At 65.8% G+C, this 12,141-nt stretch carries 13 protein-coding genes; 7 read left to right on the top strand and 6 right to left on the bottom strand.

Translation table 11 applies throughout. The features are described from left to right. Positions 1-1,545 carry an FAD-dependent monooxygenase gene (locus tag OG203_RS07260; protein ID WP_405164898.1) on the top strand — a complete coding sequence of 515 codons (1,545 nt, stop codon included), beginning with the start codon at positions 1-3 and terminating at the stop codon, positions 1,543-1,545. A gap of 23 nt (positions 1,546-1,568) precedes the next feature. On the opposite strand, the gene OG203_RS07255 is transcribed toward OG203_RS07260, so the two are convergent. Both OG203_RS07255 and OG203_RS07250 read right to left on the bottom strand, forming a co-directional pair. Continuing rightward, positions 1,569-2,684, bottom strand: coding sequence for a hypothetical protein (locus OG203_RS07255; protein ID WP_405164897.1), 1,116 nt, complete (start codon positions 2,682-2,684; stop codon positions 1,569-1,571). A gap of 191 nt (positions 2,685-2,875) precedes the next feature. Continuing rightward, complete coding sequence (locus tag OG203_RS07250; protein WP_405164896.1) at positions 2,876-3,538, bottom strand: TetR/AcrR family transcriptional regulator; 663 nt, start codon at positions 3,536-3,538, stop codon at positions 2,876-2,878. A gap of 102 nt (positions 3,539-3,640) precedes the next feature. Between OG203_RS07250 and OG203_RS07245 the strand changes: the two genes are divergently transcribed. From OG203_RS07245 to OG203_RS07225, 5 genes are all read left to right on the top strand, one after another. Then, complete coding sequence (locus OG203_RS07245; protein WP_405164895.1) at positions 3,641-5,110, top strand: cytochrome P450; 1,470 nt, start codon at positions 3,641-3,643, stop codon at positions 5,108-5,110. After that, a complete protein-coding gene (locus tag OG203_RS07240; RefSeq protein ID WP_405164894.1) occupies positions 5,107-5,295 on the top strand; it encodes a ferredoxin in 189 nt (62 codons plus the stop codon). The genes OG203_RS07245 and OG203_RS07240 overlap by 4 nt, the downstream gene beginning before the upstream one ends. A gap of 139 nt (positions 5,296-5,434) precedes the next feature. Then, entirely contained in the window at positions 5,435-6,025 is a 591-nt protein-coding gene (locus OG203_RS07235; protein ID WP_405164893.1) for a hypothetical protein, read from the top strand. Then, a complete protein-coding gene (locus tag OG203_RS07230; protein ID WP_405164892.1) occupies positions 6,022-6,858 on the top strand; it encodes a hypothetical protein in 837 nt (278 codons plus the stop codon). Before OG203_RS07235 ends, OG203_RS07230 begins: the two co-directional genes overlap by 4 nt. Before the next feature lie 28 nt (positions 6,859-6,886). After that, complete coding sequence (locus tag OG203_RS07225; RefSeq protein WP_405164891.1) at positions 6,887-7,762, top strand: lysophospholipid acyltransferase family protein; 876 nt, start codon at positions 6,887-6,889, stop codon at positions 7,760-7,762. A 22-nt stretch (positions 7,763-7,784) separates the two neighbouring features. Here OG203_RS07225 and OG203_RS07220 read toward each other — a convergent pair whose 3' ends face one another. After that, entirely contained in the window at positions 7,785-8,231 is a 447-nt protein-coding gene (locus OG203_RS07220) for a nuclear transport factor 2 family protein (protein WP_405164890.1), read from the bottom strand. A 574-nt stretch (positions 8,232-8,805) separates the two neighbouring features. Here OG203_RS07220 and OG203_RS07215 point away from each other — a divergent pair. Beyond that, positions 8,806-9,153, top strand: a complete 348-nt coding sequence (locus tag OG203_RS07215) for a hypothetical protein (RefSeq protein ID WP_405164889.1) — start codon at positions 8,806-8,808, stop codon at positions 9,151-9,153. Positions 9,154-9,205: 52 nt separating this feature from the next. On the opposite strand, the gene OG203_RS07210 is transcribed toward OG203_RS07215, so the two are convergent. The 3 genes from OG203_RS07210 to OG203_RS07200 form a co-directional block, all read right to left on the bottom strand. Further along, a complete protein-coding gene (locus OG203_RS07210) occupies positions 9,206-9,817 on the bottom strand; it encodes an HAD family acid phosphatase (protein WP_405164888.1) in 612 nt (203 codons plus the stop codon). Positions 9,818-9,975: 158 nt separating this feature from the next. Continuing rightward, on the bottom strand, positions 9,976-10,620 hold the full coding sequence (locus tag OG203_RS07205) for a class I SAM-dependent methyltransferase (protein WP_405164887.1): 645 nt from the start codon (positions 10,618-10,620) through the stop codon (positions 9,976-9,978). Positions 10,621-10,737: 117 nt separating this feature from the next. Beyond that, the gene (locus tag OG203_RS07200) at positions 10,738-12,114 is read right to left on the bottom strand and encodes a M14 family zinc carboxypeptidase (protein WP_405164886.1); all 1,377 of its coding nucleotides are present in this window, start codon (positions 12,112-12,114) and stop codon (positions 10,738-10,740) included. Positions 12,115-12,141 lie beyond the last annotated feature (27 nt).

The following is a 12,141-nucleotide window of genomic DNA, read 5'->3' as shown; positions in this document are numbered from 1 at the left end:
ATGAACGAGACATTTGACGTGGTGGTGGCCGGGGCGGGGCCCGTCGGGCTGATGCTGGCGTGCGAATTGGGGCTCGCCGGGGTGAATGTGTTGGTGGTCGAGCGGCTCGCGGAGATCGATCCGACGGTCAAGGCGGGTGGGATCAATGTGCCGACCGCACAAGCGCTTTACCGGCGCGGGCTGCTGCCGGACCTGCTCGCCGAGCAGGCGAAGGCGTTCGAGGCGATGGGGATGTTCCTCGCGTCGCGGAGCAGGTCGATCAACCCCGAGCAGCCGACGGACGCGTCGAATCGGCCGCCGTTCGCCGGGCATTTCGCAGGCATCATGCTCGACATCGATCTCATCGATCTCGACCACTCCTCCTTCGCCCACCTCGGCCCCGCCGCCGAGGTGTATCTGGTGTCGCAGCAGAGTATCGAAGCCGTCCTCGGGCGGCGGGCCGCCGAGTTGGGCATCACCGTGCGACGCGGCGTCGAGCTAACGGATTTCGTTGATGACGGTAATGGCGTCACAGTCCGGGTCGGCGACAACACTATTCGCGCGGGCTGGCTGGTCGGTTGCGACGGCGGGCGCAGCCTCGTGCGCAAGCGAGCCGGATTCGACTTTCCCGGCCTCGGCCCTGAACTGACCGGCCATCAGGCCATCGTCGAGATGACCGGCGCCGAAGGCTTGATTCCCGGCTGGACAACGACCGATACCGGTATGTACGCGCACATACCGGCACCGGGTCGCATCCTTACCGTCGAGCTGGACGGCGGGCCCACCGACCGCAACGCACCGGTCACCGCCGCCGAGTTGCAGGCGAGCCTACGCGCCGTGTCCGGTGTTCCGGTGGAGATCACCGCCGTGCACTCGGCCACCCGGTTCACCGACAACACCCGTCAGGTCACCGAATACCGCCGAGGCCGGGTATTGCTGGCAGGCGATGCGGCACACGTGCATTCGCCGTTCGGCGGGCAGGGACTCAACCTCGGCGTCGGCGACGCGGTGAACCTCGGCTGGAAATTGGCCGCGGTGGTGCGCGGCTGGGCAAAGACGGACCTGCTCGACACCTACACCACCGAACGGCATCCGATCGGCGCCTGGGTGCTTGACTGGACCAGGGCGCAGGTAGCCCTGATGCGAACGGACAAGCGCAGCAGGGAACTTCGCACGGTGATGACCGAACTGCTCGCCACCCGCGACGGCGCGAGCACCGTCTTCCGGAAGATCTCCGGTGTGCTGCACCGCTACGACCTCGGCGGCGGGCATGATCTAGTCGGCGGGGCCGTGCCGGACCTCGAGCTGTCGGACGGGACCAGGATCGGTGAGCACTTCATCGACGGCGGGGCGGTTCTGTTCGACCTGGGCGACTCGGCCGAACTGCGTGCCGTGGCCGGACCATGGTCGTCGCGGACGCGGGTGGTCACGGCCAAGCCGGTCGAACCGGGTGAGCTGACGGCGATGCTGGTTCGCCCCGACGGGTTTGTGGCGTGGGCCGCCGACGGGGGAAATCAGGATGGCCTGGAAGCGGCGCTGACCCGCTGGTTCGGCGCTGCGACGTAGTCGCCGAGCAATGCCGCGCGCATTCATGCCAGCTCCAACCGAGGACCGATATGGATCGCGAGATACACCTGGTTGCGCAGCTCGTTGGCCTCCTCGTCGGTGAGTGTGCGCGTCAGCGGCCGGAGGACCAGTCGCACAACGGCGTTCGTCTGCCCCGGCTCGATTCCTAGGCGGTCCCTTGCCTTTTCGGACAGTTCGGCCCACGGTGTCCGTGCCGTGACGAGCACCGATTCGATGTCGTCGACTCGATCGTTCAGCACCTTTCGCACAGTGTCGCCGAGGGTTTCGTCATCGGTATCGTCGGCGATCACCACCGACAGGTCGCGGCGGATCGGCGGCAGCATCGAGACCGGCCGCCACGGCGACAGATCCCGCAACTGATCGGCGATCCGCGGATTATCGGACCGGAGGTAGCGGATGTCGGGAATTCCCTTGCGTAGCATCAGCGCTCGGTCCAGGCCCATGCCGAGCGCGGTGCCGGACCAGCGGCCGGGATCGAGCCCGGCGCCCGCGAGGACATGGTCGGCGATGAGCCCGCATTCGGCGAGTTCCAGCCAGTCCTCGCCGAGTCGCACGTCTACTTGCCGCCCTAGGGCGGTGTAGGGGTGCTCGGCGGGCGTCGTGCGCCACTCGGCACCGGGCAGCACCGCTTCCACCAAGTGGGCGACCATGTCACGCACGTCGTCATCGCCGGTGTCCGGGGTGGACCGCAGCCGCCAGAGATCGACCTGATGTGGTTCGCCAACATGGATTCGATCGACGACGTCCCTGCGGTAGACCAGGCCAGGAACGACGATGAGGTCATCGACGTCGGCCGTCACGTCAGCGTATTTCCGCAGTGTCTCGGGGATGTCGGCGCTGGTGTGACTGCGCAACATGGTGGTGGGACTGACATATCGGGAGTAGCGCACATCGCGGGTGACGTCGGCCGAGTCGTAGCCCAGCTTGTCGTAGTTGTCGACGACGGCGACGAGTGGAGAGTTGCGCACCACGCGCACTCTCGACGCCCACGCGCGCACGAGTGCGTCAACGGTCGCGTCCAGGAGCGCCTGCATGGCGTGCGGGCCCTGCCCGACATCGCTGAGGTCACGCACGGTCAGCGCGCGCGCCAGATCGAGCGGAGTGAGATAGGTAGGCATGCGTAATTCCTTTGGTAGCCGGTCGGATTCGGTGAAACCCCCGAACCGGCGACGGCCACAGGAACTACGCGAGCGGACGCACGCGGCAGACCCCGAGGCCGACTGTCGGCCCGGGGCGCAGAAATCGCCTGCACGCGTTCATGAGTCACAGCTTAAGGGATCGTCCGGCTGTTCGACCAGTGGCGTCTTGGCTACCGCCCGGAACCCGTCGACAAGCGCTCGGCGACGTCGGGGAGCCGCCCGACCATCGCGATGGTGAACTCGGCGAGCAGGTCGACGAGGCCGTCGCGGTCGACATCGAGGCCGCCGTCGAGCCAGACCAGGACCAGTTCCGCGGCGCCGCCGGTGATCAGCTGCGAGGTCGCGGCGACGGCGGTGTCGTGGCCCGCGGGCAGGTCGAGAACGAGGCGGGTCTGTTCGATGATGGCGTCGGCGACCCGGCGCATGCCGTCGAAGCGGCTGCGCATCAGCGCCTCACTGCCGTAGGCCTGGGCGAAGACGACCTTCGCCCGGCGCGGGTCGTCGGTGAGTTCGACGATGAGGGCGGCGACACCGGCGCGGATCTTGTCCGACGGCGTGCCATCGGTGGCGGCGACGGCCGCGCGCGCGGTGTCGAGGGCGGCGTCCTGGATCTCGAGCAGGAGCTCGGACGCGAGCGTGTCCAGGTCGGGGAACGCCTCGTAGAAGAAGCGGGGCCCGACCTTGGCCTGCTCGCAGAGACCACGCACGGTCAAAGCGGACAAACCCTGGGTGCCGACGATATCGAGGGCCGTATCCAGCAGCCGCCTGCGCCGATCTTCCCGGCGCTCGGCCGTCGATGTGCCGCGGTAGGTGCCGCTGAATGCTCGGGTCACCTGAGCAGCCTCGCACAGGCGAAGTCGGGAATCAACTGTTTACGGAAACGTGCGTTTCCGATATCGTCTAGGAGACCGCAGCGTCGCGAAGGGACGGCCGTCATGAGTCTTCTGGTTCCCCCGAAAGTCACCGATGTGCAAGGGGATGTCCGTCGCCTCCGTGCGCGACTCGCGAAGCGAGCGCAAACAGTGGGTGCGCGCGTCGCCGACCAGTTTCCGTCCGCCGCGTGCCCGCTGGCACAACCACCGGCGGGCAGCGGATTGCGGCCCGTGCCCGGCGACTTCGGCGCTCCCGGCATCGGTTACACCCTGCACGCGCTGAGTGATCCGATCGGACTGGCGCGCAAACGCTTTCAGCGCTATGGACCGGTGAACTGGATGGGCCTGCTCGGCCGCAGGACGCTCGGCGTCAGCAGCCCCGCGGCCATCGAGGTCGTGCTGATGGATCGCGACAAGGTCTTCTCGGCGCAACGCGGCTGGGAGTTCGTGATCGGCCCGTTCTTTCGCGGCGGGTTGCTACTGCGCGATTTCGATGAGCATCTGTTCCATCGCCGGATCATGCAGCAGGCGTTCACCCGCCCCCGACTGGTCGGCTATCTGGACCTGACCACCCCGCGCATCACCCGCGACGTCGCGGCATGGCGGCCGAGCGAGCACTTCCCGGTCTTCGACGCGATCAAGCAGATCCTGCTCGCGCAGGCCACCGAGGTCTTCGCCGGCGCCGAGCTCGGGCCCGAAAGTGTGCTGCTGGAACGGGCTTTCGAAGACGCCGTGCACGGCGCGACCGCACTCATCCGCACCACTGTGCCCGGCGGGGCCTGGGCGCGCGGCATCCGAGGACGGCGCGTCCTCGGCGAGTACTTCCGGCGCGAGCTGCCGACCAAACGTGCTGGCGAGGGCACCGACCTGTTCAGCGTGCTGTGCCATGCCGAAACCGATGAGGGGCATGCCTTCTCGGATGACGAGGTGATCGAGCACATGATCTTCGTGATGATGGCCGCGCACGACACCAGCACGATCGCGGCGTCCATGCTCGCCTACGAACTCGCCCGCCACCCGGACTGGCAGGACCGGCTGCGCGCCGAATCCCGCGCGCTCGGCAAACCAGCCCTCGACTACGGCGACCTCGATCGACTACCCGGCCTCGACCTGGCGTTCAAGGAGACGTTGCGCATGTATTCGCCGGTGGCGCAGCAGATTCGCGAAACCATCGAGGACACCGACATTCTCGGCTACTACGTGCCGAAGGGCACGCTCATCATGGTCGGCGCGTATCCGATGATGCGCACCGACGACTATTGGCACGACCCCGACGTGTTCGATCCGGAGCGGTTCGCCACCGACCGTCGCGAGGACAAATCGCACCGCCTCGCCTGGGCCCCGTTCGGCGGCGGCGCGCACAAATGCATCGGCCTGTACTTCGGCGGCATGACCGTCAAAGCCGTTCTGCACCAGATGTTGTTGCAATACAGCTGGACCGTGCGGCCGGGTTACCAGGTTCCGCTGGTCGCGGGCACCGGCCCCATGCCAGCCGACGGATTGCCGATTCTTCTGCAACGATTGTCCTCATGAGAATCACCGTCGACCGCACCCGCTGCGAGGGCCACGGCATGTGTGAGGCCCTGGCTCCCAACCTGTTCCGCGTGGCAGATTACGACGTCGTCGAGCTGCTCGCCGACGCCGTAGCCGACACCGACCGCGACGCGGGCCAACTCGCTGTGGACAGCTGCCCGATGGCGGCATTACACCTCAGCTGAGTCTCCACCCGACCCGGCGCGGAAACTCCTGGGCGCAGCGCGATCCCAGTGGGTGACATCCAGGCGAGATCAAGAGTTTGGAACCTTTGCGGCGAGGCATTCCCTGTCCGAATACGACAGGCTCGGCAAGGAGGTACAGGTGTCGTCTGGAGTGTTGATCATTGTGATCGTTCTGGTCGTTCTCGCGGCGGTGGCGGTCGCGTTATTCGCGTGGCCCATGGTGCGCAGGCAGCGGTTACGCAGCCGGTTCGGGCCGGAGTACGACCGGACGGTCGAGGAACACGACGACCGCCGAGCGGCCGAACGTGAACTGGCCGAACGGGAGAAGCGCCACGCCGAGCTCGAACTGCGCGCGCTGACGCCGGAGCAGAAGCAGCTCTACACCGCGCAGTGGGTCGAGGTGCAGGAGCGGTTCATCGACGATCCGGCCGAGGCGCTGCAAGCCGCCGATCGGCTACTGACCACGGTGATGTCTCAACGTGGTTATCCCACCGAGAATTTCGACCAGCAGGTCGCCGACCTGTCCGTTGAGCACGCGGCCCCGCTCGGCCACTACCGCGCCGCGCACGAGATCGCGAACCGGGCAACCGCCACCGAGGTGTCCACCGAGGACCGGCGCACCGCCATCGTGCACTACCGAGACCTGTTCCAGGACTTGCTCAATGGTGCCACCGGCGAGAAGAAGTCAGACGACAACAAGTCCGAGCACGACAAGAAAGCACTGTCATGAGTACCGAATACGAACGCACCGTGCATTCCGACAAGTCCACCGAGGATTTCCCGTCGAGCGAGCAGGAGGCACGGTCTTCGGCGTGGCAGGGTGACCGCGATAAGGCGGAGAGCGCTTGGGCTGCAAGCGAATCAGCGGATCAGGCGGCCGACGCCGAACACGCGAGTGCGACGGCAGGTGAGCACGAATCGGAGCATGCGGGCACGACCGACCTTGACGTCGAACCGGAGCACGTGACAACGACCGAGTACGACGCGCAGCCGGAGCACGCGACAGCGACCGAGTACGACGCGCAGCCGGAGCACGCGACAGCGACCGAGCACGATGCGCAGCCGGAGCATGGGGCTGCGACCGAGCACGACGCGGAGCACGCGACCACGGCAGAGCACGACGTGGCGCCAGAGCAGGCGACCGCGGTGACAACCGACGCCGAGGCGGATCGGACGACCGCTGCGACGAGTAGCGCCGAAGCGGATCAGGTCACGCCCGCAGCACCGGACCAGGCAACCACCTCGGGCAATGGCGCTGGGCAGCAACAGACTTCGCTCGACGACGTCGGCGCAGCACTGTTCGCCGACGCCGACCTCGACCGGCTCCGCACCCAGTGGCGCGAGGTCCAAGGCAACTTCGTCGACAACCCGCGCGACGCGGTCACCAAGGCCGATCAGATCGTCGCGGACGTCATCTACCAGCTGACCACCGCCTACGCGGAACGTAAGCGGGTGCTGGAGGAGCGCAGTGCCGGTCTGCAGGAAGCCGATACCGAGGAGCTGCGCCAGGCACTGCGCGGCTATCGGGGCTTCTTCCGTCGGCTGTTGTCGATCGAGTCGTAAGCGTCGTCCCTAGCGGAAAGCGTTGCCCATGAATTTGTTTCGATTGCCGACCGACCGGATCGACCAGGTGTCCGACTGGGTGGCCAAGCAGGTGAACGCGCGGGTGCCCGCGGCCGATCCGGCCGAGCGAGATCCCGAATTCATCATCGACACAGTGGGTCCGGGCTGGTTGTTCGCGCGGCTGTACTTCCGCGCTGAGGTCCGTGGTCTCGAGCGGATTCCCGCCGAGGGCCCGGTTCTGTTGGTCGGCAATCATTCCGGGGGCAACGTCTCACCCGAAGTACTGGTAGCCACTTTGGCTTTCGTGCGTCGGTTCGGTCCGCACCGCCCGTTCTATCAGCTGGCGCACGACATGGTGATGGCCTATCCGGTCATCGGTACCCTGTTGCGCCGCTTCGGCACGGTCGGTGCGGACCAGGACAGCGCTCGACAGGTTTTACGCGATGGCGCGGCGGTGCTCGTGTATCCCGGTGGTGACTGGGAGGTGCATCGCCCGACCTGGAAAGAGGACGAGATCGACTTCGCCGGACGGACCGGTTTTCTCCGATTGGCCTGGGAGGAAAACGTTCCCATCGTGCCGATGGTCAACATGGGTGCCCAGCAGACCGCGTTGATGCTGTCGCGAGGGGATCGGCTTGCCCGATTCCTGCGACTGGATCAGATGTTGCGGCTGAAGGTCTTTCCCGTCTCGCTCGCCCTGCCGTGGGGGCTCAATGTCGGCGATCTCGCCGGGCATATCCCGTTGCCGAGCAAGGTCACCGTCGAGTTCCTCGAGCCGGTCGACCTGCGTGCCGAGCTGGGGCCGGAGCTGGATCTTGACACGGCCTACGAGTATGTCACCGGCATCATGCAGGAAGCGTTGAGCGGCCTCGCGGAGGAACGCGGGCTGCCGATTGTCGGCTGACACCCGTTGGGCGGCAACGGATTCAGCTCGTGCCGGGCAAGGCCTGCGCGACGAACATGTAACTTTTCTCCTCGACCCGCCGCGCGATGCGCCACTGGCCGTCGATACGCGCGAACGTATCCAGGTACCACAACCCGCACAGCATCAGGCTCGACGGACCATCGCCGCCCGACAGCATCATCGGGTTGTGACACATGGTCCGTCCGGTGGCGGTGTCGCCGTCGACGGTGATCGAGGAGTTGCTGATCAGGTGTTGGAACGCGGGGAAGTTCGGCAACATGGCGGCGAGGAACTTCTTCGTCGCCGCCACGTCGCCGACCGAGCCGCCCATCGCGCTGTAATCGATGTGCGCATCATCGGTGAAGATATCGTCGAGCAGGTCCCACTGTCCGGTGTCGACCGCGTGGGAATACCGGACCATCAGGTCCTGGATCTCCAGGCGGTCCGATATCTCTTGTAGGGACAGCATGTTTGCCTCCGAATCGCGCCGATCTGCTAGGCGCTATGCCACCAGGCTCGGGCCAGGGAATCAATAGCCCGGCGCTCAGTGTCGCAGCGGTGGCGGAGGCGAGAAGAGGTTATGCCTTGTGCGGCAGGATGGTCAGTACGAGTACGAGTCCGGCCGCGATGCTTGCACACGCGAGGACCGTGGTGACCGCAGACTGCGTAAGAGTGGCGATGCCGATCGAAAAGGCAAGGCACGTAGCGAATGCCAGTACCGCGGTCCCCGGCTCCACGCCGGCGATCCGGGCTGGTCGGTGATCCGTCGATGTCATACCTTTCGCAATACCCATTCGGCACCGTTACGAAACCGTGACTGTTGAATCGCCACGTCAGGGGCGCACTCGTGGCGATTCTGGCCTGCGTCCTTGGCGACCCGGCTGCTGCGGGTCGATCGCATTCGGCGTGTCGGTCAGGGCTATTTGACCGAAATGGCCACCCACAAGGGGTTCTGCCGCAACAGTCAGGCGCAGTCCCCGGTGGGCGACTTCGCTTCGTCCGCCGGGTGATCGAGGTTCATGCAGCAAAACCCAGGAGTACCCATGATTCGCAAAATAGCCGCCGCAACAGTCCTCACCAGCGCGCTTCTCGGCGCGGGCACGGGCATCGCGCAGGCTGAAACCCCCACGCCGCAGCCCGCTGTTCAGCCGATCTCCGCAGGTCAAACGCAGGCCATCGTCGGAGGGCAGGTCGGTGCTGTTGTCGGAACTGTCGTCGGCGTCGGTGTCGGTGCGGTCGCCGGTGGGACCTTCGCCTGCATCGTCACCCTGCCTGTGTGCCCTGTCTCCGCGGTCGTCGGTGTTGTTGCCGGTGGTATTGCCGGTGGCGTGATCGGTGCGGCCGCGGGTGGCGCGGCGGGCAGTGCGCTCGGCGCGCAGATCCCGGCGTAGACGGCCGTCGAACGGGACATCACCGTGGGCGATGTCCCGTCCTGGCGCAGGCTTACTGGAGCGTGCCGTCGTAGTCGGGGAGTTTGTAGGTGCGTTCGGCGTGGCCACCGTTGAGGTCGGTCCAGTTGTTGCCGACGTTCTGGATGATCGTGTAGCCGTCGTCCTCGATCTGCGCGCGGTAGGCGGTCTTCAGCTCCTGCTTGCCACGGGAGTCGCCCGGCGTGCGGTGGTAGATGGTGTGTACGGGTAATCCGGCCCGCTGCAACGCGATTCGCGTCTTTGAAGGCCTGTTGGTCTCGGTGTAGTTCCGGTTGGTGATGTAGAAGATCTCCACCCCACTCTGCTCGGCCTGCTTCGCGAGTTTCAATGAGCCGTCGACCGCCGGAATGTTGTCGCGGTCGATCGCGAAATCGGTGGCGAGAGTGGTGTCATCGATGTCGAAGACGATAGCCAACTTGCCGCCCTGAGCGACCCGACCACTCATATCGGCGGAAGCGGTGGACAGCGCGGTGTCGACATCCCGAAGCCACTGTTCCGGATCGATACCTTCATAGCTCTGCATGCCATCGGTACGCGCGGCGGTAGCGGTCCCCGTGCCCAGGACGGTAAGCGTCACCAGCATGGCGACAGCGGTCAGGACGAGTCGTGCGATTCTCGACTGCACTCGTAAAACCTTTCCCTGCGTGTCGATCATTGTCATTGCCCCGGCAGGCTATGACCACCCCCTTACCCGCGCGAGCTACCCAGATGAACGACCCGTGAATCCCCAGGCAGCAACCCATAATCCCCAGATGCTGGGGAATCGGCATCGGCACACGCGGCCTACATCCGCTTCGCCTGAACGATCCAGATGGGCATCAGCGTTCGGCCGTGGTCGTCGGTTGCCGCGTTCGGGTGCTGTGCCGCGAACTCGCGGATGGAGTCGGTTGCCGCGAGTAGTTTGCCGCTGGTGAGGTCGGTGATTGCCCAGCCTCCGGTGGTCAGGGTGTCGCGAATGTTGGTTTGGGACACGGGGAGTGGGGCGGGCGTTCCGTCGATTGTTTCGTCGGAGAAGCACAGGATGTTCAATAGGGCGTTGGGTTTTGTGGCGCGGTGTAGGGCCGCGATGTACATGGTGCGTTGTTCGGTGGTGAGGCAGTGGTAGAGGGCACTGTCCAGGACGGTGTCGAAGCGGCTGTCGAAGCCGGTGAGGGTGGTGGCGTCGGCGACGGTGAAATCGACGTTCACGCTATGTGCGGCTGCTCGCCGACGTGCCTGCTCGATGGCTGGTGTTGCGGCGTCGATCGCGGTTACTTGATAGCCGCGTTGAGCCAGGTAGATCGCGTTGTTGCCGAGGCCGCAGCCGACGTCGAGCACGGTGCCGGATATTCGTCCGGCACGCTCGAGCGCTACGACCGCCGGTTGGGGTTCGCCGAGGTCCCAGGGCACGGTGGAGGTCGTGTACAGGTCATCGAAGTTGAGAGTCATGATGCAAGCTCACGTGACTGGGCGCGCAGCCACCAGTCAGCAAGCCAGTTCTCGCTGATTCCGTCATAAATGATCGTCAGATGATGGAATTCGCCATGGTAAGTGCCGACGGCGATGTCAGAGGGGGAGGTTGTCGCGGAGGCGGGTGGCGGCGGTGATGATGGCCGAGGATTGGATTCGGACGAGGCGGTGGACGGGGATGGGGTGGCCGGGGGCGTTGGTTTCGATGTCGGTGCACCACTTTTCGAAGATCGCGGCGAAATGAGTGCGCTCGGTGGCCACTTCGGCGGACGGGCGGTAGCGGGTTTCCTCGTCGAGTAGGCGCAGGAGCATGCCGCCGGCGCGGAGGCGGGCTACGCCGACCCAGACGTAGTCCTCGATGAAGATCTCGCCGAGGGTCGCGGTGCGCGAATCGGTGGCGGAGCGTTTGGCGGTGGCGTTCCCGCGTAGGGCTCGTACGGAGTCGGTCAGTGCGCGTTCGAAGGGGCTGTGGCCGGTCAACTGGTCGGATAGTCGATCGAGGGCGCCGAGCACGATGTCGGCGACCTCCTCGTAAGCGGTTGCGGTAGAACACAATGCGCTCGCCATGGAGTGTCCGCTCGGTGCGTCGTCGGTGACTCGGGAGTCGACCCAGATCGGCAATTCGCAGACCAGCAGGGCGGTTCCGTGCGACGCGGCGTAGTCGCGAATTCCGCCGCCGTACATCATCGCCAACGGTTCGACACCCTCGGCGGCCAACGTATCTGCTATCCGCTGGAACGAGGGGAGTTCGAAAACCCCTGGCGCCCAGGTTCTTGCGCCGGGCACGTCGGGTTCCCCTGCATAGATCGGCACGCCCGCCGCGGTCAGCTGATCAGTGAGCCCGGTCCAGTAATCGCGATCGCCGCCGGTCGTGTAAAAGAATCCACCACCGAAATCGGCGTTGTGCAGCGACACGATCAGTGCGGGGCTGGTCCGATCGATCAACCTCATCAGCGCGCGCGTCTCCGGAAGTGGCGCGCCGACAGCGGTTCCGCGCCAACTGGTCGGAAAACACCACTCCGGCTGCTCGGCCGCGGGCGGACGGTAGAAACCGCGCGCGACCCCGGTCCTGGTCCGCGCCTTGGCGAACCATCCTTCGTTGAGCCGGGTGCCATCGGGATCGAGACACAGCACGAAATGCCAGGTGGCGTCCAGGGTTTGCGCGTCGTCGGCCGCCAGCCTGCCGAGCAGATGGCGAATCGTGGCCATCCCGATGGGCTCGTTCGGATGCGGATTCCCGATGACGACCACCTGCTTGGCCCCCGATCCGACCAGCACCTCCCGAATCGGATCGCCCCCGCGTGACCTGCCTATCTCGGCGACCGTCACCCGATCCGGCACCGCACCGGCCAACCTATCGACGAATTCGCTCAATTCATCCACCGTCGGAAACGCATCGATCCGCTCGACCGCACCGACGATCTTGCTCACATCATCCACCACCGAAACCTCATCCTCCGCGCCCTTATCCATAGTGGGCGCGGTAGGCGGCCTACGGGC

Origin of the sequence: Nocardia sp. NBC_01499 (assembly GCF_045040275.1) — a bacterium.
Classification (GTDB): domain Bacteria; phylum Actinomycetota; class Actinomycetes; order Mycobacteriales; family Mycobacteriaceae; genus Nocardia.
Note: the sequence above shows the minus strand (reverse complement) of the source record. Positions and strands in the feature narration are given on the sequence as shown.

Coding starts and splice junctions, on each gene's coding strand:
- OG203_RS07260 (WP_405164898.1), top strand. CDS start 1: ATGAACGAGACATTTGACGTGGTGGTGGCCGGGGCGGGGCCCGTCGGG.
- OG203_RS07255 (WP_405164897.1), bottom strand. CDS start 2,684: ATGCCTACCTATCTCACTCCGCTCGATCTGGCGCGCGCGCTGACCGTG.
- OG203_RS07245 (WP_405164895.1), top strand. CDS start 3,641: ATGAGTCTTCTGGTTCCCCCGAAAGTCACCGATGTGCAAGGGGATGTC.
- OG203_RS07240 (WP_405164894.1), top strand. CDS start 5,107: ATGAGAATCACCGTCGACCGCACCCGCTGCGAGGGCCACGGCATGTGT.
- OG203_RS07230 (WP_405164892.1), top strand. CDS start 6,022: ATGAGTACCGAATACGAACGCACCGTGCATTCCGACAAGTCCACCGAG.
- OG203_RS07225 (WP_405164891.1), top strand. CDS start 6,887: ATGAATTTGTTTCGATTGCCGACCGACCGGATCGACCAGGTGTCCGAC.
- OG203_RS07220 (WP_405164890.1), bottom strand. CDS start 8,231: ATGCTGTCCCTACAAGAGATATCGGACCGCCTGGAGATCCAGGACCTG.
- OG203_RS07215 (WP_405164889.1), top strand. CDS start 8,806: ATGATTCGCAAAATAGCCGCCGCAACAGTCCTCACCAGCGCGCTTCTC.
- OG203_RS07205 (WP_405164887.1), bottom strand. CDS start 10,620: ATGACTCTCAACTTCGATGACCTGTACACGACCTCCACCGTGCCCTGG.
- OG203_RS07200 (WP_405164886.1), bottom strand. CDS start 12,114: ATGGATAAGGGCGCGGAGGATGAGGTTTCGGTGGTGGATGATGTGAGC.